Genomic DNA, 19,409 nt, shown 5'->3' on the forward strand with positions numbered 1-19,409 from the left:
GCCTGGGCGCGTCCCTGGCCATCGCCGGCGGGTTGGCGGCCTTCCCGGGCGCGATCGAAGCGGCCGCCTTGGTCGGCGCGCTGCTGGCGGGGGCGGTGGTCGTCGGCCTGGCGGCCCGGTTCCGCGAGCCCGAGGTGCTGATCCTGTTCGGCGTGGCTCTGTCGGCCTTCGCCGGCGCGCTAACGGCGCTGGTTTTCAACCTCTCGCCGTCGCCGGTGGCTATCGCCGAGGTTCTTGCCTGGCTGATGGGCTCAGTCGAGAACCGCGACTTCACCGACATCCTGCGCGCGATCCCTCCCATGGCGGTTGGCGCGATTCTTTGTCTCTACGCGGCCCGGGGGCTGCGGATGCTGACCTTGGGCGAGGAGGCCGCACACATGTCGGGCCTGCCCATGGCGCGTCTGCGGATGGCGGCGGTGGCGGGGTCAGCCCTGCTGGCCGGCGCTGCGGTCGCTGCGGCGGGCGTGATCGGCTTCGTCGGCCTGGCTGCGCCGCACCTGGTTCGGGCCGCCGTGCGCGACGATCCGGGCAAGCTTCTTCGGCCCTCGGCCCTCGTCGGGGCGGTGCTGCTGGTCGTCGCCGACCTGGCCGCCCGCGTGATCCCGACGGAACAGGAACTGAAGCTGGGCGTGGTCACGGCCCTGTTCGGAGCGCCCATCTTCGCCTTGCTGGCCTGGCGGGCTGCGCGGAGCTGGCGGTCGTGACGGCGGCGTGGACGATCGAGGGCGCACAGGCCCGGCGCGGCAAGGCCTTGGTGCTGGACGGCGCGTCCCTGAGCGTCGTTTCTGGCGAGGTGCTGGGCGTGGTGGGCCCCAACGGCGCGGGCAAGACCAGCCTGCTGCGGGTGGGCCTGGGCCTGATGCCGCTGGAAGCGGGGCAGCGGCGGCTTTCAGGGCGTCCTGTCGTCGACCTGAACCCGGTCGAGCGGGCCCGGCTGGTCGGCTACCTGCCGCAGGAGCGTCGCCTGGCCTGGAATCTGCCGGCCCTGGACGTCGCGGCCCTCGGCGCGCCTGACCTGCCGCCTGGGCAAGCCCTGGCCGTGGCCCGCGAACGTCTGGAACGGGTGGGCGTCGCCGAGCTGGCGGATCGCGGCGTGCTCGACATGTCGGGCGGCGAACGGGCTCGCGTGTTGCTGGCCCGTCTGCTGGCCACCCGCGCGCCGCTGCTGGTCGCCGACGAACCGGTGGCGGGGCTCGATCCCGACGCCCAGTTGTTGACCCTCGACCTGCTGCGCGCCGAGGCGGCGGCAGGGGCGGCGGTGGTCGTCACCCTGCACGATCTGGGGTTGGCGGCGCGGTCCTGCGACCGGATCCTGGTGTTGGATCATGGCCGCGTGGCGGCGGAGGGCGCGCCGGCTCAAGCGCTGTCGTCGGCGGTGCTGGCGAAGGTGTTCAGGCTGGACGGGGCGTTGATCGACACGCCCGCTGGATGGGTCGTGGCGGCCAAGCGTGCCGAACCCCACTAGGAGAGGGGTTCTGCGTCTATCGCGTGCCGGGCATGTAGCCGCCTTGCGGGATGGCCGTGGTGGACGTCGCCGTAGTCCCGCCGATCGGCGGCAAGGCGCCCGCGCTGGCGGGGCCGGCATAATTGTATCCGCCGCGCTTCAGGTCGCTCGATAAGGTCAGCGGCGTGACACCGCCGTTCAGGCGAGCGCGGTAGACCATGGTGGTCTCGATGGTCCGCATCACGTAGTTGCGGGTCTCCGAGAACGGGATGCACTCGATGAAGTCGAGCGGGTCGATGGTCGAACCGCGTGGGTCGCCGCACAGGGTCGCCCATTGGGTCGGGCGGCCGGGGCCGGCGTTGTAGGCGGCGGCGGCCATGATGTACGAGCCGCTGAAATTGTTGACCATGCTGCCCAGATAGGTCGAGCCCAGGCGCATGTTGTAAAACGGGTCCGACAGACGATCGACGCTGTGGTTCTCGCCCAGCTTCCGCGCAACGATGGCGGCGGTGGCTGGCATCAGTTGCATCATGCCGCGCGCGCCCGGAGCGGAGCGGGCGTTGGGGTCGAAATTGCTTTCCTGGCGCGAGATCGAATAGACGAACGCCGTCTCGGCCGCGCCCGGTGCCGGGGTGTACAGGTGGTCGAGCAGTGGATAGCCGCGCTCGGGCAGGATGAAGCCGCGCTGGGCGGCGGTTCGGACCGCGCGCATGGCCAGGTCCGGGTCGCCATAGCCACGGGCCAAATCGACCAGCAGGGCTTCCTCTTCCGCGGTCGGCAGTTGGTCGTCGATGTAGAGCACGAAAATTCGGACCTGATCGCGGGCGCCGGCCGCCATCAGCGTGCGGACCGCTCGCACCAGCTCTCGGCCTTCGAAGCGGGCGCGATCGGCCTGGGTGATCGTCGGATCTCGGTCGAGGCGGATCTCCTTGATCCCGGCCTTTTCGGCGGCCAGTTGGCCGTAGAACGTGGTGATGTGGCGCGCGCCTTCGGCGTAGAAGGCCTGGGCGGCGATGCGGTCGCCCTGGGCCTCGGCGGCCCGACCTTGCCAATAGAGGGCCCGGCCGCGGGTGATCGGCGAGACGCCAATCTCGGCGATGCGGGCGAAATGGCGGGCGGCGGCGTCGGGGTCCTTCAAGCGGGTCAAGGCAATCCAGCCGGCGTAGAACTCGCTGTCGGTCGCGTCGGACCCGGTCTTCAGCTGAGCGTTGGCGGCCGCATAGGCGCCGTTGCTGTCGCCGGCTTTCAGGGCCGACACCACCAGCTGCTTGCGCTCGCGCCAGATGGCGGACGCCGCGTCGTTGGTCGGGGGCGGAGCGGGGAATTGGCTGACCAGCGGCAAGGCCAGCGTGTCCAGTCCCTTGCGGCGCAGATAGGAGGCGCGCTCGAACACCACCCCCGGCTGGGCCTGCTGAGCCGGCGCCAGCGCCGCATAAAGGTCATTGGCGTTGCTGGCGTTCGAGCGGAAGGCGATGCGGGCCTGGGCCGCCGCCTGCTGGTCGTAGGGCAGCAGGGCGACCATGTCGCGGGCCGCAGGGCCCTGCGCACCGTACAGCAGGATGTCCGCGCGGCGGGCGTGGTCCTCGCTCGTCAACAGCGTGCCGAACCGGGCCAGGATCGCGCGTTGGGCGTCGAGCTCGAACACCTGGTCGCGCCACCAGCGACGAATCAGATTGCTGGCGTCGCTGGTGCGGCCGACGGCCTGGTAAGCGGTTGCGAGGGACATCGCGCCCTCGGCGGTTTGCGGCTCACGACCGCCGAACCAGGCGATCATCCGTTGAGCGTCAAGGCCAGAGACGACCAAGGCCTTCTCGGCGGCGTTCTCGCGGCGCGCGGCGCGCGGCCAGCCCGACAGATCGCGGCGCGCCTGGTCGAGCTCGAAGAAGCTCATGCTTTCGGCCCCGGCGTCGACCAAGGCCCACAGGGCGATCTTGCGCGACAGCGGATCCTGGATGCTCGACATCGCCACGCGGATCGTAGCCGGGTCGCGACTGGTGACGGCCGTGCGCAGGTTGGCGGCCTCGGCTTCGGCGGGGGTGGCGTAGGTTGCGGTCGGCGGGGTGGTGATCAGGCTCTGCGGCGTGGCGGCGCCGGTGTAGGGTTGGGGCGTACGGGGCAGATCGACATCGTCCTGAGCAAGCGCCACACCGAAGAGCGCGACGCCGCACAGCACCAAGGGGGCGGCTCCACCCAACAAGACCTTACCCAACCCTGAGGCCAAAACGCCGTCTCCTTCGATTCTCTGCCCTGGCGGGCTGCAGCCTCGCCGTTTTCCGACGCCAGAGGGGCCGATTTGCGGCGATCGGACCTCGATCGGGATCCAGGTTGGCCTATATAGACCGCTTCGCGGCGGATTGGCCTCCATCGAAACCCCAAATCATCGCAAAGCGTCACGGGCGGTTGCGGGACATGGGGGGAGGGACATATTGTCCGCCCCCATCCTCAAGGCCGCAATCGTCGCGGCGCGTTTCTCACGGCAAATTGCAAGTCATGGCTCATTCTCCGTTCAAAGGCGTCATTCCGGCGCTGATCACGCCCTTCCGCGACGGCGCTGTGGACGAGAAAGCCTTCGTGGCTTTGGTCGAGCGTCAGATCGCCGGCGGGGTGCACGGTCTGGTGCCGGTCGGCACCACGGGGGAGACCTCCACTCTAAGCCACGAGGAGCACAAGCGCGTTGTCGAGCTGTGCGTGCAGACCACCCGCGGCCGCGTGCCGGTGATCGCTGGGGCCGGCTCTAACTCGACCGCCGAGGCGATCGAACTGGTCGCCCATGCTAAGGCCGTTGGCGCGGACGGCGCCTTGGTGGTCACGCCCTATTACAACCGCCCCAGCCAAGAGGGCCTGTACCTGCACTACAAGGCTATCAACGACGCCGTGCAGCTGCCGGTGCTGGTCTACAACGTGCCCGGCCGCACGGGTTCGGACATCAGCAACGAGACCCTGGCGCGGCTGGCCAAGCTGCCAAACATCGTCGGCATCAAGGACGCCACTGGCGACCTGGTGCGCGCCTCGATGCAGCGGATCCTGTGCGGTCCTGACTGGGTGATGTTGTCGGGTGATGATCCCACGGCCCTGGGCTACATGGCCCACGGCGGCCACGGCGTGATCTCGGTGACCTCCAACGTCGCGCCGGACGCCTGCGCCACCTTCATGAACGCCTGCCTGCAGGGCGCGTGGGAGACCGCGCTCTACTGGCAGGACCGCTTGGTGCGGCTGCACAAGGCATTGTTCTTCGACGCCTCGCCGTCGCCGACCAAGTTCGCCATGGCCCATCTGGGCCTTTGCGAGGCCGATGTGCGGTTGCCCATCGCCCCGTGCAGCGACGCGGTGAAGCCGGAGATCCTCGAGGCCATGCGCGAGGCGGGTCTGGTCTGATGACCAAGCCGATCGCCGAGAACCGCCGCGCGCGGTACGACTACTTCATCGAAGAGACGTTCGAGGCCGGGCTGATGCTGACCGGCACCGAGGTGAAGTCGTTGCGCGTGGGGCGGGCGAACATCGCCGAGTCCTACGCCTCGGTGGAAGGTCGCCAGATCAAGCTGATCAACGCCGACATCCCGCCTTACGGCCACGCCAACCGCTTCAACCACGAGCCGCGCCGGCACCGGACGCTGCTGCTGCACCGCAAGCAGATCGACAAGCTGATCGGCGCGGTCCAGCGCGACGGCCGCACCCTGATCCCGCTCAAGCTCTATTGGAACGAGAAGGGCCTGGCCAAGCTGGAGATCGGCCTGGCCAAGGGCAAGAAGAACCACGACAAGCGCGAGACCGAAGCCGCCCGCGACTGGCAGCGCGACAAGGCGCGGCTGATGAAGGGCGACCGGGGGGACTAGCCCGGCCGCGCCGCCATCCAGATCACGTGGCGCGCGCCGCGGCCTTTGTGGGCCCGCACGCCGATTTCCTCGACCGCATAGCCGGCTTGTTTCAAGCGTTTGGTGAAGTCGCTGTCGCGGGTCGAGGACCAGACCTCCAGCACGCCGCCAGGGCGTAGCGCCTGGCGCGCCTCAGCCAGGCCGTTTCGGCTGTAGAGGCCGTCGTTCTCTTTCCGACTTAAGCCCCCTGGGCCGTTGTCGACATCCAGCAGGATGGCGTCATAGGCGGCTTCCTCGGCGCGGATCGCCTCGCCGACATCGCCTTGGTGCAGCGTTACGCGCGGATCATCCAAGCTGGCACCGTGCAGTTCGGCCAACGGTCCACGGGCCCAGGCGACGACGGCCGGCACAAGTTCCGCCACAACGACCCTGGCGTCGGGTCCAAAGACAGCGAGGGCGGCGCGCAGGGTGAAGCCCATGCCCAGCCCGCCGATCAACACCCGCGCCTTGGGGCGTTGGCCGATGCGCTCGAAAGCCAGGGTGGCCATGGCCTCTTCCGAACCGCTGAGCCGGCTGTTCATCAGCTCGATCGGGCCGGCCATGATCGAATATTCGGTCCCGCGCCGCATCAGCTTCAGCTCCGTGCCGTCGCCGGGGACCTTGGCGGTGTCCAGGTGCTGCCAGGGGATCATGGGAAGTCTCGAGCCGGAGTGGGGGCGCACGGGCTAACACAGCCCCGACGGAGTGGCCATCGCCGCTTGACGCCGCGTTCCAGCGGCGCGACCCTCAAGCTAACAATGATAACTTATGGAGGATCCGCTCATGGCCGACGGTGCTACGCAGATCACGACGTCGCTTAAGGACCAGGTCAGCGAGGCCGAGTGGAAGGCCCGCGTCGATCTGGCCGCGCTCTATCGCCTGGTCGCCATCCACGGCTGGGACGACATGATCTTCACCCACATCTCCGCCCGCATTCCGGGGCCCGAGCACCATTTCCTGATCAATCCGTACGGCATGTTCTTCGGCGAGATGACCGCCTCCATGCTGGTCAAGATCGACCTGGACGGAAACGTCATCGACAAGACCCCGTACTTCATCAATCCGGCGGGTTTCACCATCCACTCGGCGATCCACGCCGCCCGTGAGGACGCCCACTTCGTCATGCACCTGCACACCGATCAGGGCGTGGGCGTGTCGGCCAACAAGGACGGACTGCTGCCCTTGTCGCAACAGTCGTTAATTGTCTTGCCTCAGCTCGCCTATCACGATTATGAAGGTATTGCTCTCAACCTTGACGAACGAGAACGTCTAGTGGCCGACCTCGGCGAAAAAAAGCTGATGCTGCTGCGCAACCACGGCACGCTGGCCGTGGGGATGACGGCGGCTGAGTGCTGGCTGGGCATGTTCTTCCTGGAGCGCGCCTGCGCTCAGCAGGTGATGGCGCTCAGCGCGGGTCGCCAGAACGTCCTCGAAGCGCCGGAGGCCGCCCAGGCCGAGGTCCGCAGCCAGACCGGCATGGGCATGGGCATGATCGCGGGCTTGGCTTGGCCCGGCTGCCTGCGCAAACTCGACCGGGAATCCCCCGGCTACGCGGATTGACGCCCAAACGGCGAAAACGAAACGCCGCCGCGATCCTCGGGGTCGCGGCGGCTTTCTTTTGCGCGCTCCTAGCGCCGAATACGGCTCGGGCCGGGGCCTGGCCGATGCGGGACGGCGAGGGGCTGACTATTCTGAAATACGAAGGACAAAAGACCGACAGGGGGTTTGATCCTGATGGTGTCGAGGCCTCGATCGACCCTCGCCGCGACGAGACCTTGTCGCTCTATGTCGAGTACGGCCTGACCGATCGTCTGACCCTGCAGACCAAGGCGGCGTTGACCCGGGGCCACGACAACTTCGTCGACTATGAGGGGCGCGGTCCGATCGAACTTGGACTGCGCTATGCGCTGCTGCACAAGGATCGATCAGCGGTCAGCCTTTATCTGGGCGCCATCAAGGACGGGGTTGGGCGCAACGCGGGCTATGCTGCGCCCGGCCAAGGCGGCATGGACTTGGAGGCGCGCCTCCTGGCGGGAACCTCCAGGCAGTGGCGCGGGGTGCAGGGTTTCGCTGAATTTCAGGTCGCCCGCCTCAAGCGCAACGGCCTGGCGGACGAGACCCGGATCGACGCCACAGCGGGACTGAGGCCCACGCCCCGTTGGCTCTTGATGGTCCAGGCCTATGCCGGCGAGGCTGAATCCGAGCCGATCCAGTCACGGTGGCTCAAGCGCGAGGTCTCCATCACGCACGACCTGGGCGCGTGGAGCTTGCAGGCTGGATGGCGACAGACCTTGTCGGGCCGTGAGACGCCCATCGATCGCGGTCCCGTCCTGGCGGTGTGGCGGCGTTTCTGATATTTCAGCACTGTAATATTTGGTCATCCGCGTGTCACTGGACGCAGGCTAGGGCTGACGGCTATGAGCCGCCTACTGATAGCTAAGCCGACTCTTTTTGGCCGCCGGAGCTTTTCGTGATCCGCAGACACTTCTTCCTCGTCGCGGCGGTTGTCGCTGTGCTGCTTATGCTGCTGGTCGGCGGGCTGAAACTGGCGTTCGGCGGCAAGGCTCCGGGGCAGGGCGGTCCCGGCGGTCCCGGCGGCGGTGGACGCGCCACGGCGGTGTCTCAGATCATCGTCCAGCCGCGCACCTTCACAGACCGGATCGAAGTGCTGGGCATGGCCAAGGGCCGTCAGTCGGTGACCATCACTTCGAACACCGCTGAGCTGATCACCGCCGTGCACTTCAGCGACGGCCAAACGGTTTCCAAGGGTCAGGTTCTGGTCGAGCTGAAGGGCGACCAGGAGGATGCCGGCATCGCCCAGGCCCGGGCCCAGCTCGCTCAGGCCGAGCGAGAGTATCAGCGATGGAAGACCTTGGCCGACAAGGGCGTCGCGCCGCGCGCCTCGGCGGACCAGTACCTGGCCGCCCGCGACACCGCTCGTGCATCCCTGGCCTCGGCCAGCGCCCAGAAACTGGACAAGGTGATCCGCGCGCCGTTCGCCGGTCGGGTCGGCATTTCCGACATCGCCCCAGGCGCCTTGATCAGTCCTGGAACCGCGATCGTCACCCTGGACGACGTCTCCCTGATCCGCGTCGACTTCTCGGTGCCCGACCGTTACCTGCCGGTCTTGCGTCAAGGCCTGACCATTACCGCCAAGCCGGACGCTCTTCCGGGCGAGATGTTCGTGGGCCGCATCGCCCAGATTGACACCCGCATCGATCCGACCACCCGCGCGCTCAAGGCCCGGGCCGAGTTTCCCAACGCCGATGGGCGCCTGAAGCCCGGCATGCTGATCAAGGTCGGCATCGACGAAGGGCAGCGCCGGGGCGTGGCGGTTCCCGAAGCTGCCGTGCAATTCGAGGGCTCCCAGGCCTCGGTGTTCCTGATCGCACAGGGACCGAAGGGCAAGATCGCGCGCCGCACCACGGTGCAGACCGGCTTGTCGAGCGGCGGCTATGTCGAGATCGTCTCGGGCCTGAAGGTCGGCGACCACATCGTCGGCGATGGGCTCAACCGCATCCAGGACGGCGCTCTCGTTGGCGGCGGCGACGGCAAGGGCGGTCAGAAGGCCGGCGCGCAGAAGAAGGGCGGCTGATGCTTTCCGACCTTTCCGTCCGCCGCCCGGTCTTTGCGGCCGTCGTCGCGATCATCCTCTGCGTCATTGGTCTGGCCGCCTTCAGCGGTCTGGCGATCCGTGAGCTGCCCAATGTCGATCCGCCCGTGGTGTCGATCTCGACCACCTATAGGGGGGCTTCGGCCGAGGTCATCGAGGAGCGGATCACCCAGGTCATCGAGCGCCAGGTCGCCGGGATCCAAGGCATCGACCGCGTCAACAGTTCCTCGCGCGACGGCCGCTCGCAGATCACCATCACCTTCACCCTCGACCGCGACCTGGACGCGGCGGCCAACGACGTGCGCGACGCCGTAAGCCGGGTGACCTCGAACCTCCCCGACCAGGCCGACCCGCCGCAGATCGCCAAGGCCCAGGCCGACAGTTCGCCGATCGTCATCCTCAACCTGACCTCGAGCACCCTGTCGCCGCTGGAATTGGCCGACTACGCCGACCGCTACCTGGTTGAGCGGCTGTCGACCGTGCCGGGCGTGGCCCAGGCCGGTCTCAACGGCCAACTCTACGCCATGCGCATCTGGCTGGATACGGACGCCATGGCCGCGCGCAACGTCACCGTCGACGACGTCGAGAACGCGCTCAACAGCCAGAACGTCGAGCTGCCGGCGGGGGCCCTGGAGGGCGACACCAAAGACTTCACGATCCGCGTGGCTCGCAGTTATTCGCGGCCCGAGGACTTCGTGAAGTTGCCGCTACGCCCGGCCGACGCCAACGGGTTCGTCGTGCGTCTGGGCGACGTGGCGCGGGTGGAGGAAGGCTCCAACGAACGTCGCAAGATCTTCCGCGGCAACGCCGCCAACCAGGTCGGCATATTCCTGACCCGTCAGTCGCAAGCCAACGACGTCGCCATCTCCAAGGTGGTCGACAGCGAACTGCTGGAAATCAACAAGACGCTGCCGCCCGGCACTCAGCTGGTCAAGGCTGTCGACAACTCGATCTTCACCGCCGAGGCGATCCACGAGGTGTGGGTCACCATGGGCATCTCGATCGGCCTGGTGGCTCTGGTGAACCTGGTGTTTCTGGGCAGCTGGCGCTCGGCCCTGATCCCCTCGATCGTCGCGCCGATCTGCATCCTGTCGACCTTTATCATCCTGGCCCCACTGGGCTTCTCGCTGAACCTGCTGACCCTGCTGGCCCTGGTGCTGGCCGTCGGCCTGGTGGTCGACGACGCCATCGTCGTGGTCGAGAATATCCAGCGTCGGGTCGATGAGGGCGAGCCGGCCAACGTTGCGGCCCTGCGCGGCACCCGGCAGGTGTTCTTCGCGGTCGTTGCCACCACCATCGTGCTGATCTCGGTGTTCGCACCGCTGATGTTCCTGCCTGGCTATATCGGCCGCTTGTTTGTCGAGTTGGCCGTGGCTATTGCGGCGGCCGTGGGCTTTTCGGCTCTGCTGGCGTTGAGCCTGTCGCCGATGCTGGCTTCCAAGCTGCTGAAGCCGGCCAGCGGCGGCAGTTGGTTCAACCGCAAGGTCGATCACGCGATGGACCGGTTGAAGGAAAGCTATCGCCATTCGCTGGAGCGGCTGTTGGCCGCGCGGTCAGCCAGCGTCGGCGCCGGCGTGGTGGTCCTGTTCCTGGCCTTGGTGGCCGGAGGCCTGTTCGTGGTGCTGCCGCAGGAGCTTGTGCCCGCGGAGGATCGTGGCCGCGTCGATGTTTCGATCACCGGCCCCGAGGGGGCGGGCTTCGACTACACGGCAAAGGCCGCCTACGCTGTCGAGAAGGAGCTGGAGAAGTACCGAGCCGACGGCGTCGCCGCGCGAACCATTATCGCCGCGCCACGCTTTGGCCAGAGCCAGTTCAACACCGCCAACGGGGTGCTGGTGCTCAAGGACTGGGGACAGCGCAACAAGACCGCTGATCAGGTGGCGGCCGAACTCAACAAGAGCCTTAGCAAGATTACCGGCGTGCGGGCCGTGGCCAGCGTGCGCGGCGCCTTCCAGCGTGGCGGCGGCGGCGGTGGGGGCACAAATGTCGATCTGATCGCCACCGGCAATGACTATGTCGAGCTGGCCAACTGGCTCAAGCCGATCCTGGCCGCGTCCCAGAACAATCCGGGCCTGTCGCGCCCGCGGATCGACTACGAGCCGACTTCGCCGCGCCTATCGGTGCAGATCGACCGCGACAAGGCCGCCGGCCTGGGCGTCTCGGCCCAGTCGATCGGTCGGGCCCTGGAGACTATGTTCGGTTCACGCCGTGCGACGACCTACATCAAGAACGGTCAGGAATACGACGTCATCCTGCAGTCCAGCCTTGAGCAGCGCCGCAGCCTGGCCGACTTGGACCAATTGCAGGTGCGCACTCAGTCAGGCGCCTTGGTGCCGCTGTCGACTGTGGTGACCACCCAACTGCGGGGCGACGCCGCCGACCGCCCACGCGTCGATCGCCTGCGCTCGGTGACCCTGACCGCGCAACTGGCGCCCGGCTACACGGTCGGCGACGCGGTGGCGTTCTTCCAGGAGCAGGCCGCGGCCCGTCCCACCCCAGGCGTCAGCATCAAATGGGGTGGCCAGGCCAAGGATTTCCTGGAGGCCTCCGGCGCCGTCGGCATCGCCTTCGGTCTGGCTCTACTGCTGGTCTTCCTGGTGCTGGCCGCCCAGTTCGAAAGCTGGATCCACCCGGCCGTCATCATGTTGACCGTGCCCTTGGCCGTGCTGGGCGGGCTGTTCGGCTTGCTGATGACGGGCTCAACCGTCAACACCTACAGCCAGATCGGCTTGATCATTCTGGTCGGCATCGCCGCCAAGAACGGCATCCTGATCGTCGAGTTCGCCAATCAGCTTCGCGACGAAGGGTTGAAGATAAAGGAAGCGGTGATCGAGGCCGCCGCCCTGCGCCTGCGGCCAATCATCATGACGTCGATCGCCACCGCCATGGGCGCCTTGCCGCTGATGCTGTGGACCGGGGCGGGGGCGGGCAGCCGCAAGACGATCGGGGCGGTGATCTTCACCGGTGCGATCTTCTCGACCTTGCTGACGCTGTTCATTGTGCCGGTGTTCTACAATCTGCTGGCCCGCTTCACGAAGTCTCCGGAGTGGACTTCGCGGCAGATCGAGGACTATGAAGCCCGCGAGAAGAGTGGTGAGGGGCAATCCTCACCCGCCTGAACCGGGTGAGGAAGCATGGCCGAAGCGATTTTGGCGGCAAAGCGGCAGGAGCTTGCGCTTCTGCGTCGCATCGAGGAACGCATTCTCTGGCTAGCCTCGTGGACGATCCACAATGCCAACCATCTACGTGAGAGTCGCGACGGGCTGAAGGTCGGCGGCCACCAAGCGTCCTGCGCCTCGATGACCACCCTGATGACCGCGCTCTACATGAAGGCGCTGCGACCGCAGGACCGGGTGGCGGTAAAACCGCATGCCAGCCCGGTGTTCCATGCCATTCAGCATCTGTTCGGCCGCCAAAGCCTGGAGAAGCTGAAGGCGTTCCGCGCCTTGGGCGGGGCGCAATCCTATCCCTCGCGGACCAAGGACACCGACGACGTCGATTTCTCGACCGGTTCGGTGGGCCTGGGCGTGGCCATGACCGCCTTCGCGTCGCTGACCCAGGACTATCTGGCGGCGCGCGGCGCGGTGAAACCCGAGCGGATGGGGCGGATGATCTCGCTTCTGGGCGACGCCGAGCTGGACGAGGGCAACATCTACGAAGCCCTGATCGAGGCCTGCAAGCACGACATCCGCAACACCTGGTGGATCGTCGACTACAATCGCCAGAGCCTGGATGCGACCACCAAGGACCGGATGTTCACCCGCTACGGTGAGATCTTCGAGGCCGCCGGTTGGACGGTCGAAACGTTGAAATGGTCCAAGCGCCAGCGTGAAGCCTTCGCCAAGCCCGGCGGCGAGGCGCTGAAGACCTGGATCGAGACCGCGCCCAACGACCTCTACGCGGCCCTCAGCTATCAGGGCGGCGCGGCCTGGCGCGAGCGGCTGGGCGCGGACCTGGCGGGCGACGCGGACGCCCTGACATTGATCACGACTTACAAGGACACCGATCTCGCCGAGCTGATGACCGAGCTGGGCGGCCACTGCATGGAGACCATACTGGAGGCCTTCGAGCGGGCCAGCCAGGACGACGCGCCGCGGTTCTTCATCGCCTATACCGTCAAGGGCCTGCGCCTGCCGTTCCAAGGTCACAAGGACAACCACGCCGGCCTGATGACCGAGACCCAGATCGCCGAACTGCGCGCCCGGCTGGGCGTGGTCGAGGGCGAGGAGTGGGATGCCTTGTCAGGCCTTTCGGCCGCTGAGCACACGGCCCTGAAGGGTCTGGTCGCCCGCGCGCCGTTCGCCGCCAATGTCGAACGCAGTCATGTTGCGCCGACCATCGCAATCCCCACCGCCGACGAACTGCTGGCTCCCGTTGCTGGCGGTGGCGAGCAGTCGACCCAGGCGGCGTTCGGCAAGGTGATGTTCGAGATCGCCCGCCGCGACGACGAATTCGCCGGCCGAGTGGTGACCACTTCGCCCGACGTTACGGTCTCGACCAATCTCGGTGGCTTCGTCAATCGGCGTGGGGTGTTCCAACGGCGGGCCCACGAAGATGTCTTCAAGCGTCGGCGCATTCCTTCGGCCCAGGTCTGGTCCAAGGCCGAGACCGGCCAGCATGTCGAGCTGGGCATCGCCGAGAACAACCTGTTCATCGCCCTAGCCGCTCTGGGCCTGACCGCGCCGCTGTTCGGCGAGAGACTGTTTCCGGTCGGCACGCTTTACGACCCCTTCATCGCCCGTGGGCTCGATGCGCTCAACTACGCCTGCTACCAGGACGCCCGCTTCCTGCTGGTCGCGACGCCTTCAGGCCTGACGCTGGCTCCCGAAGGCGGCGCACACCAGTCGATCGGCTCGCCGCTGATCGGCATGAGCCAACCGGGACTGGATAGCTATGAGCCCGCCTTTGCCGACGAGACGGCTGTGCTAATGGCCCATGCCTTCGGCCAAATCCAGGCCGAGCAAGGAGCTTCGACCTATCTGCGGCTTTCCACCCGGGTGATCACTCAGCCTCAGCGACCTGACGACGCCTGGCGCAAAGGCGTTATCGACGGCGCCTACTGGCTGCGTCCGCCGGCCCCCGGGGCGCGTCTGGCCATCGTCTATGCCGGCGCCCTGGCCCCAGAGGCCCTGGCGGCCTTCGAGGCTGTGTTGGAGGATGAACCCGGCGCGGGCCTGCTGGCCGTGACCTCGGCCGACGTCCTGCACCGGGATTGGACCGCCGCCGGCCGCTCGCGCTGGACCAACGGCGAGCCGCGCGTTTCGACCATCGAGACGCTCCTGGCGCCGCTGGCGCGCGACGCCGGCTTGGTCTCGGTGATCGACGGCGCGCCCGGGACCTTGTCGTGGCTCGGCTCTGTGCGCGGCATGCGGCTGCGGGCGCTCGGGCTGGAGACCTTCGGCCAGTCGGGCGATCTGCCGGATCTCTATGCCGAGTATCGCCTCGACGCCGACGCCATCCTGGATGCCTGCGCCGACCTGCTGATCTGACGGCGAAGGCGCCTGTCACGCTCTAGGCGGCGGCCTGTAGTTCGATGCCGTGGATCAAGCCGTCGACCAGGGCGAAGAGGGCGTAGCTGCGGGTGTCTGACCAGAGGTGGCCCATGCGATCGTGTGTCGCCACCTGCATTTCCACGCGCAGCCGGCTGTCAGGCTGAACCGAGACTGTGATCAGGTCGAAGTCCGGGGCCAGCGTGTCGAACATGCGCTGGTGGAAGGCCCTGACGGCGCTCACCCCGGCCAACTCGCCGCCTTCCAGAAAATCTTGGAATGAGATCTCGGGATGCATGACCGCCATGACCGCCTCGATGTCGCGGCGCCCGAGCGCGTCGTAATAGCGGACAATCAAGTCGGTCGCCGCGCTCATCCCCAACGCTCCTTATCGAGAAATTCAACGTCCATTCGGGAAACCTTGCCGTCGCGCAGGGTGAAGACCTGTGGTCGCTCAAGCTCCCTTAAGTCTTGGGAGGTTTGTAACCGGTTTCGACCTTCAGATAGGCGATCAGATCGATGCGGTCCTTTGGATCGTGCAGGCCGGCGAAGGTCATCTTGGTGCCGGGCATGAAGCCGCGTGGATCGTCCAGCCACTTATCCAGATGCTCGGCATCCCAGTCGAAGCCGGCGGCGGCGACGACGGGTGAGTACTTGTAGTCGGCCTTGCCGCCCGCCCTTCGCCCGAAAACGCCATAGAGGTTGGGGCCGGTGAGGTTGGGGCCGCCTTCGGTGATGGTGTGGCAAGACCTGCAGAGCGCGAACTTGCTCTGGCCGTTCATCAGGTCGCCGGTGTTGTAGGGAGCGGGCAGGGCGGCCAGTAGAACTTGCTTTTCGGCATCGGCGGGCGCCGCTGCGACGAGCGTCGAACTCGCCGATGCGCTGTCCGAGGTTTCCGTGCCGGGTTTCGAGCATCCGGCCAGAAGGACGCCCATGACCGCCGCGGCGGCGAGGTGAAATTGACGCATTTACAGATCCCCAACTGACAATATGCCGCAAGCTGTGCGGCGCGGCGCCGCATTCATTTTTTGGCCCAAGTGTGGGCCTGGCATCCAATATATAACGTTGTTATGCGGTCAAGGTCTCGCCACACTCTGGCGAGCGCCCTGCGACAACGCGGGCTATCTCGCAGAATGTAAAAGCAAAATGCCCGATTACAAACCGTGGGTATGCACATAAAAAATTGACCAGAATTAACCATAAACGTACCCAGAAAGTCGTCGGAGGGGCTGCTCCGGCGACTGGGTAGGAAGCACACACCATGGACTGGAACGAAGAGCGCACCGCGACGCTTCGGAAACTGTGGCTTGAGGGGATGAGCGCCAGTCAGGTCGCGCGTCAATTGGGCGGCGTCAGCCGCAGCGCGGTGATCGGCAAGGTGCACCGTCTGGGCATCACCGTCCGCGACATCCCGGCTCGTCAACGCACCGCTGTCCGAGCCCAACCCCGAGCCCGCCTCGTTCGCGAAGCCGCTCCGCTCCGTCCCGCCCTTCGCCTGATCGAGGTCGCCGAGATGGCGCCGACCGCGAAGCTTCTCGGCCTCGAAATCCATTCCTGCCGCTGGCCGATCGGCAATCCCGACGCCCACGATTTCGGCTTCTGCGGTCGCGAAAAGACGGTCCGGGCCTCCTATTGCGACGAGCACGCCCGCGGCGCCTTCCGCAAGCTGTCTTCGTCGTCCGAAGTCAAGGCCTGGGCCCGCCAACCGGCCCAGATAGAACGCCACACGGCCTGACCGCCGACCGCCCGAACCCAAGCACCAGGACGCCTCCCATGAACATGGTCTTGATCGAGAACACCGCCGGCAGCAGCCAGGTGATAACCATCATCGAAGAGTTCGCCGGCCATTCGGTGTCGCGCGACCTCAATCCCGGCGAGAACACCCGCATTCCCGTCGGCCAGTTCAAGTCGATCGTGGTGCGCGAGACCTATCCGGACGACTGGTTGAGCCGTGCCCGCGCGCGCAACGCCACGATCCAGGAAGTGGTGGCCAGTCGCGCCGCCTGATCCCGCTTTCGCGTTTTCAAGAGCAAGAAATACACGGCCCCCGCGAACTTGTTCGCAGGGGCCGTCTCGTCTGGAACCGTATGATTAGCGTGACGTTAGCGTCGATCGAACGGTGTTCGCCGTCGTTCGTGCCTGGGGAGCGGCGTTGCGTCCTGAATACATGCAAACGCGCGCCTTCGTGCTCGCACAAGCTGGGCCGTGATTGTGTGCGGCTTCCGCGTGTGAGATGAAGGCCCGCCGTTTGGCGTGGGGGGAACCATGTCAGAGCAGAAGCAAGGGGAGGGCCGCGGTTTGCCGTTGCCGACCTATGTCAGCTACCTGATGTACCAGACCGAGCAACATCGGCGCGCCTTGGCGGCCGACTGCATCGCGCAACACGGATTGAGCTTCGCCAAGTGGGTGGCGCTGGCCTCCCTGGCGCGCTTTGGCGAATGCTCGATGACGCGCCTGGCGCGGCTGTCGGCCGCCGACCGTACCACCCTGACCCGATCGATCGACGGCCTGATCCGCGACGGCCTCGTCGAGCGCGGGACCCAGGCGTCCGACCGCCGCAAGGTGGTGGTTCGCCTGACTCTGGAAGGTCAGGAGATCCTGGGCAGGATTCGCGAGGACATCCATCCGATCAACCAGGAAGTCTGCGCCGAGCTCACCGAGGAGGAGCAGACCAATCTCGCGACCTATCTCCAGAAGATACTCGGCGGACTGATCACCGAGCCGGAATGGAAGCACGAGGTGTTGTCCTACGGACCGCGTCCAGCCTGACTGCCTGTGAAGCGCCGCTAGGAGTCCAGCTTTCTGGGCCGGGTGATCACCCACCGCGCGACGGGTTGGCGGAAGTTCAGTGGTCCAGGGACGGTGACGTGAGTGTTCAGATACCTGAACCCAGCGGAAGGCAGGGTGCGGTTCGGCGTCGGGTTGAAGGCGTGGGGTTCACAGAACAATCGCTTCAGCCGCAGCTGCGCGAAATAGAGTTCGACGCTGCGCCGCACAGCTTCGACCCCTAGGCCGCGTCGACGATCGTCCGGCAGGGTGACATGCAGGTGCATATGCGCCCGCTGGCCAAAGACAATCTTGTCGGCGCTAGAGAAGCCGAAGGGGCGCTCGTCGTCCAACCAAGTCAGCAGCAAGGTTTCGCGGCGCTCAAGGGGTTGCTGGAAGACCTGTTCATAATAGGCTCGCCAGGCCTCGCGTTTGGGCAGGCGTACAGGATCTACGCCGATCAGTTCCAGATGCTCCGGGGGCGATGCGTGGAAGTAGTCAATGACCAGACCGACCTCGGATTCCGCCATTTCTCGAACCATCAAGCTCATGGGCCGCCCCGCCATTAGCGCTTGGCGGAATGTGGTCGTCATCCTTAAAAATTGTCCAGTCCTATATGCTTTCGCAACGGTTGTGTTGTTGTGCATCCACTCAACGTGTTGTGCGGGTGACGCTCAGTCGTCGCCTTTGGGGCGCCCCCGCAGCGCCTTGACGCCCGCCCGCTTGCCCTTGGTCTCCAGCCGTTTGAGTTTACTGGAATAGGTCGGCTTGGTGGGCCGCCGCGGTTTGGGCTTTTCGGTCGCGCGACGGATCAGTTCGACCAGCCGATCGCGAGCTTCCTGGCGGTTCATCTCCTGGGACCGGCTGCCTTGGGCGAACAGGACGATCACGCCGTCCAGGGTCAGGCGACTACCTGCCAACGTCTCCAGCCGGGCTTTCACATCCTCGGGCAGGGTGGGGGAATTGCGCACGTCGAACCGCAGCTCGATCGCGGTGCTGGTCTTGTTGACGTGCTGACCTCCGGGGCCTGACGCACGGGTCGCCTTCTCGACGATCTCGTCGTCCTCGATTCGCAGCCAGGAGGTGACCTCGATCATCGGACCACGCGTCGGGCCTTGACCACGGCGGTGTCGAGCGCCTGCAGGAACTTGGAGCGGTCGGCGGGACCGAAGGCCTTGGGGCCGCCGGTGATCTCGCCCATCGAGCGCAGATGTTCGCCGATCATCCGCGAGGCCAGGGCCGAGCCGATGGTGTCGATGGTGAACGGTCGGCCCGTCGTACCCAGGGCCTGGCCGCCGGCCTTCAGCACGCGGTCGGCCAGCGGGATGTCGTTGGTGATGACCACGTCGCCGGGACCGGCCCGTTCGGCGATCCAGTCGTCAGCGATATCGGGACCGGCATCGACCACGATCTGCTCGATGGCCGGGGTCAGGGGCACGCGGATCCAGCTGTTGGAGACCACGAAGGTCTTCAGGCCATAGCGGGCGGCGACCTTGTAGACCTCGTCCTTCACGGGACAGGCGTCGGCGTCGATATAGAGAACGGTCATGCGCCGTTTCGTAGCGCCTTCCTCGGTCGGGCGCCAAGCGCCGTGCGACTCACTCACCACCCCAAGCGTCGGCCGTGCGGCTCTGGAGCGAACAGGCCGCGCCCAGGATTTGAGCGCGGCTTGTCTGGTTGCCCGTTTTGCGTACAGACAGGCGTTGTCCCCAGCTTGGCCTTAGGAAGACGCGGTCTTGCCCTTGATTGGCCATCCTGGCGCACTAGTTATCAACCCGTGGAGCCGCCCTTGGCGCTCCTGCCCTTCCTGGGCGTTTCCTCCCTAATGACTGCCCGGCCTTTGAGCCGGGCTTTTTTTTGATCTTTGCGAAGGCCTTGATCGACGCGCCTGCGGCCTCGCCGTACACTCGATCCTCAAGCGTGAGCCGTTCCGGCGTCGTCGGCGGCCGTAGTGGAGACGAGTATGGACAAGGCCGAACTCAATCGCGTCGTCGAGCGACACAAGGCCGAGCAGGAGGCCCTCAACGAGCGCCTGGAAGCCCTGCGCAGCGGCAAGCTGCAGGTGGGGGCGCGGGCCGATGACGGCAGCGTGCAGGACGAGACCCACGTCCACATCAGCGAACTAGAACGCCTACGGCAGTGGCTGGCCGAGAACGTCGCTCGCTATGAGGCGCTGCTGGGCGCCTGATGGAAGAACGCCGACCGCCGCTCGGTCCTAGGGAGCGGCGGCGGTCGGTCGCCGATGT

The 19,409-nt window shown here is 66.4% G+C and carries 20 protein-coding genes; 13 read left to right on the forward strand and 7 right to left on the reverse strand.

Annotation, left to right across the window (positions count from 1 at the left end; translation table 11 throughout):
* Both WAL33_RS01360 and WAL33_RS01365 read left to right on the forward strand, forming a co-directional pair.
* Positions 1-704 (forward strand): FecCD family ABC transporter permease (locus WAL33_RS01360; protein ID WP_422177743.1); only part of this gene is annotated, 704 nt, incomplete at its 5' end.
* Entirely contained in the window at positions 701-1,465 is a 765-nt protein-coding gene (locus WAL33_RS01365) for an ABC transporter ATP-binding protein (RefSeq protein ID WP_422177745.1), read from the forward strand. The genes WAL33_RS01360 and WAL33_RS01365, both read left to right, overlap by 4 nt.
* Before the next feature lie 16 nt (positions 1,466-1,481).
* On the opposite strand, the gene WAL33_RS01370 is transcribed toward WAL33_RS01365, so the two are convergent.
* Entirely contained in the window at positions 1,482-3,665 is a 2,184-nt protein-coding gene (locus tag WAL33_RS01370) for a transglycosylase SLT domain-containing protein (RefSeq protein ID WP_422177747.1), read from the reverse strand.
* 269 nt (positions 3,666-3,934) lie between these two features.
* On the opposite strand from WAL33_RS01370, the gene dapA reads away from it, so the two are divergent.
* Positions 3,935-4,819 carry a 4-hydroxy-tetrahydrodipicolinate synthase gene (gene dapA, locus WAL33_RS01375; RefSeq protein ID WP_422177749.1) on the forward strand — a complete coding sequence of 295 codons (885 nt, stop codon included), beginning with the start codon at positions 3,935-3,937 and terminating at the stop codon, positions 4,817-4,819.
* On the forward strand, positions 4,819-5,277 hold the full coding sequence (gene smpB / locus WAL33_RS01380) for an SsrA-binding protein SmpB (RefSeq protein WP_056444873.1): 459 nt from the start codon (positions 4,819-4,821) through the stop codon (positions 5,275-5,277). Before dapA ends, smpB begins: the two co-directional genes overlap by 1 nt.
* Here smpB and WAL33_RS01385 read toward each other — a convergent pair.
* Entirely contained in the window at positions 5,274-5,948 is a 675-nt protein-coding gene (locus WAL33_RS01385) for a spermidine synthase (RefSeq protein WP_422177751.1), read from the reverse strand. The genes smpB and WAL33_RS01385 overlap by 4 nt on opposite strands.
* A 130-nt stretch (positions 5,949-6,078) precedes the next feature.
* Between WAL33_RS01385 and WAL33_RS01390 the strand changes: the two genes are divergently transcribed.
* From WAL33_RS01390 to WAL33_RS01410, 5 genes are all read left to right on the forward strand, one after another.
* The gene (locus WAL33_RS01390) at positions 6,079-6,855 is read left to right on the forward strand and encodes a class II aldolase/adducin family protein (protein WP_422177753.1); all 777 of its coding nucleotides are present in this window, start codon (positions 6,079-6,081) and stop codon (positions 6,853-6,855) included.
* Between the two features lie 104 nt (positions 6,856-6,959).
* On the forward strand, positions 6,960-7,649 hold the full coding sequence (locus WAL33_RS01395) for a hypothetical protein (protein WP_422177755.1): 690 nt from the start codon (positions 6,960-6,962) through the stop codon (positions 7,647-7,649).
* Between the two features lie 116 nt (positions 7,650-7,765).
* The gene (locus WAL33_RS01400; RefSeq protein WP_422177757.1) at positions 7,766-8,890 is read left to right on the forward strand and encodes an efflux RND transporter periplasmic adaptor subunit; all 1,125 of its coding nucleotides are present in this window, start codon (positions 7,766-7,768) and stop codon (positions 8,888-8,890) included.
* Positions 8,890-12,027, forward strand: coding sequence for an efflux RND transporter permease subunit (locus WAL33_RS01405; RefSeq protein ID WP_422177759.1), 3,138 nt, complete (start codon positions 8,890-8,892; stop codon positions 12,025-12,027). The genes WAL33_RS01400 and WAL33_RS01405 overlap by 1 nt, the downstream gene beginning before the upstream one ends.
* A gap of 15 nt (positions 12,028-12,042) precedes the next feature.
* Positions 12,043-14,397 (forward strand): transketolase, encoded by a 2,355-nt coding sequence (locus tag WAL33_RS01410; RefSeq protein WP_422177761.1) that lies wholly within the window; start codon positions 12,043-12,045, stop codon positions 14,395-14,397.
* Positions 14,398-14,419: 22 nt separating this feature from the next.
* On the opposite strand, the gene WAL33_RS01415 is transcribed toward WAL33_RS01410, so the two are convergent.
* On the reverse strand, positions 14,420-14,773 hold the full coding sequence (locus WAL33_RS01415) for a nuclear transport factor 2 family protein (RefSeq protein WP_422177763.1): 354 nt from the start codon (positions 14,771-14,773) through the stop codon (positions 14,420-14,422).
* 88 nt (positions 14,774-14,861) lie between these two features.
* Complete coding sequence (locus WAL33_RS01420; RefSeq protein ID WP_422177765.1) at positions 14,862-15,365, reverse strand: c-type cytochrome; 504 nt, start codon at positions 15,363-15,365, stop codon at positions 14,862-14,864.
* Between the two features lie 293 nt (positions 15,366-15,658).
* On the opposite strand from WAL33_RS01420, the gene WAL33_RS01425 reads away from it, so the two are divergent.
* The 3 genes from WAL33_RS01425 (at position 15,659) to WAL33_RS01435 (ending at position 17,166) form a co-directional block, all read left to right on the forward strand.
* Positions 15,659-16,132, forward strand: coding sequence for a GcrA family cell cycle regulator (locus tag WAL33_RS01425; protein ID WP_422177767.1), 474 nt, complete (start codon positions 15,659-15,661; stop codon positions 16,130-16,132).
* Positions 16,133-16,170: 38 nt separating this feature from the next.
* Positions 16,171-16,404, forward strand: a complete 234-nt coding sequence (locus WAL33_RS01430; protein ID WP_422177769.1) for a hypothetical protein — start codon at positions 16,171-16,173, stop codon at positions 16,402-16,404.
* Positions 16,405-16,662: 258 nt separating this feature from the next.
* Positions 16,663-17,166, forward strand: a complete 504-nt coding sequence (locus WAL33_RS01435) for a MarR family winged helix-turn-helix transcriptional regulator (protein ID WP_422177771.1) — start codon at positions 16,663-16,665, stop codon at positions 17,164-17,166.
* A 17-nt stretch (positions 17,167-17,183) separates the two neighbouring features.
* On the opposite strand, the gene WAL33_RS01440 is transcribed toward WAL33_RS01435, so the two are convergent.
* The 3 genes from WAL33_RS01440 to WAL33_RS01450 form a co-directional block, all read right to left on the reverse strand.
* Entirely contained in the window at positions 17,184-17,714 is a 531-nt protein-coding gene (locus WAL33_RS01440; RefSeq protein WP_422177773.1) for a GNAT family N-acetyltransferase, read from the reverse strand.
* Positions 17,715-17,837: 123 nt separating this feature from the next.
* A complete protein-coding gene (gene arfB, locus WAL33_RS01445; RefSeq protein WP_422177775.1) occupies positions 17,838-18,260 on the reverse strand; it encodes an alternative ribosome rescue aminoacyl-tRNA hydrolase ArfB in 423 nt (140 codons plus the stop codon).
* On the reverse strand, positions 18,257-18,712 hold the full coding sequence (locus tag WAL33_RS01450) for a YaiI/YqxD family protein (protein WP_422177777.1): 456 nt from the start codon (positions 18,710-18,712) through the stop codon (positions 18,257-18,259). The genes arfB and WAL33_RS01450 overlap by 4 nt, the downstream gene beginning before the upstream one ends.
* A gap of 414 nt (positions 18,713-19,126) precedes the next feature.
* On the opposite strand from WAL33_RS01450, the gene WAL33_RS01455 reads away from it, so the two are divergent.
* On the forward strand, positions 19,127-19,351 hold the full coding sequence (locus tag WAL33_RS01455) for a hypothetical protein (RefSeq protein WP_422177779.1): 225 nt from the start codon (positions 19,127-19,129) through the stop codon (positions 19,349-19,351).
* The last annotated feature ends 58 nt before the right edge of the window (positions 19,352-19,409 follow it).

Origin of the sequence: Caulobacter sp., from assembly GCF_049283275.1 — a bacterium.
Lineage (GTDB): Bacteria > Pseudomonadota > Alphaproteobacteria > Caulobacterales > Caulobacteraceae > Caulobacter.

Coding starts and splice junctions, on each gene's coding strand:
- WAL33_RS01385 (WP_422177751.1), bottom strand. CDS start 5,948: ATGATCCCCTGGCAGCACCTGGACACCGCCAAGGTCCCCGGCGACGGC.
- WAL33_RS01410 (WP_422177761.1), top strand. CDS start 12,043: ATGGCCGAAGCGATTTTGGCGGCAAAGCGGCAGGAGCTTGCGCTTCTG.
- WAL33_RS01450 (WP_422177777.1), bottom strand. CDS start 18,712: ATGACCGTTCTCTATATCGACGCCGACGCCTGTCCCGTGAAGGACGAG.
- smpB (WP_056444873.1), top strand. CDS start 4,819: ATGACCAAGCCGATCGCCGAGAACCGCCGCGCGCGGTACGACTACTTC.
- WAL33_RS01395 (WP_422177755.1), top strand. CDS start 6,960: ATGCGGGACGGCGAGGGGCTGACTATTCTGAAATACGAAGGACAAAAG.
- WAL33_RS01440 (WP_422177773.1), bottom strand. CDS start 17,714: ATGAGCTTGATGGTTCGAGAAATGGCGGAATCCGAGGTCGGTCTGGTC.
- WAL33_RS01420 (WP_422177765.1), bottom strand. CDS start 15,365: ATGCGTCAATTTCACCTCGCCGCCGCGGCGGTCATGGGCGTCCTTCTG.
- WAL33_RS01435 (WP_422177771.1), top strand. CDS start 16,663: ATGTCAGAGCAGAAGCAAGGGGAGGGCCGCGGTTTGCCGTTGCCGACC.
- WAL33_RS01430 (WP_422177769.1), top strand. CDS start 16,171: ATGAACATGGTCTTGATCGAGAACACCGCCGGCAGCAGCCAGGTGATA.
- WAL33_RS01455 (WP_422177779.1), top strand. CDS start 19,127: ATGGACAAGGCCGAACTCAATCGCGTCGTCGAGCGACACAAGGCCGAG.
- WAL33_RS01415 (WP_422177763.1), bottom strand. CDS start 14,773: ATGAGCGCGGCGACCGACTTGATTGTCCGCTATTACGACGCGCTCGGG.
- arfB (WP_422177775.1), bottom strand. CDS start 18,260: ATGATCGAGGTCACCTCCTGGCTGCGAATCGAGGACGACGAGATCGTC.
- WAL33_RS01405 (WP_422177759.1), top strand. CDS start 8,890: ATGCTTTCCGACCTTTCCGTCCGCCGCCCGGTCTTTGCGGCCGTCGTC.
- dapA (WP_422177749.1), top strand. CDS start 3,935: ATGGCTCATTCTCCGTTCAAAGGCGTCATTCCGGCGCTGATCACGCCC.
- WAL33_RS01390 (WP_422177753.1), top strand. CDS start 6,079: ATGGCCGACGGTGCTACGCAGATCACGACGTCGCTTAAGGACCAGGTC.
- WAL33_RS01425 (WP_422177767.1), top strand. CDS start 15,659: ATGGACTGGAACGAAGAGCGCACCGCGACGCTTCGGAAACTGTGGCTT.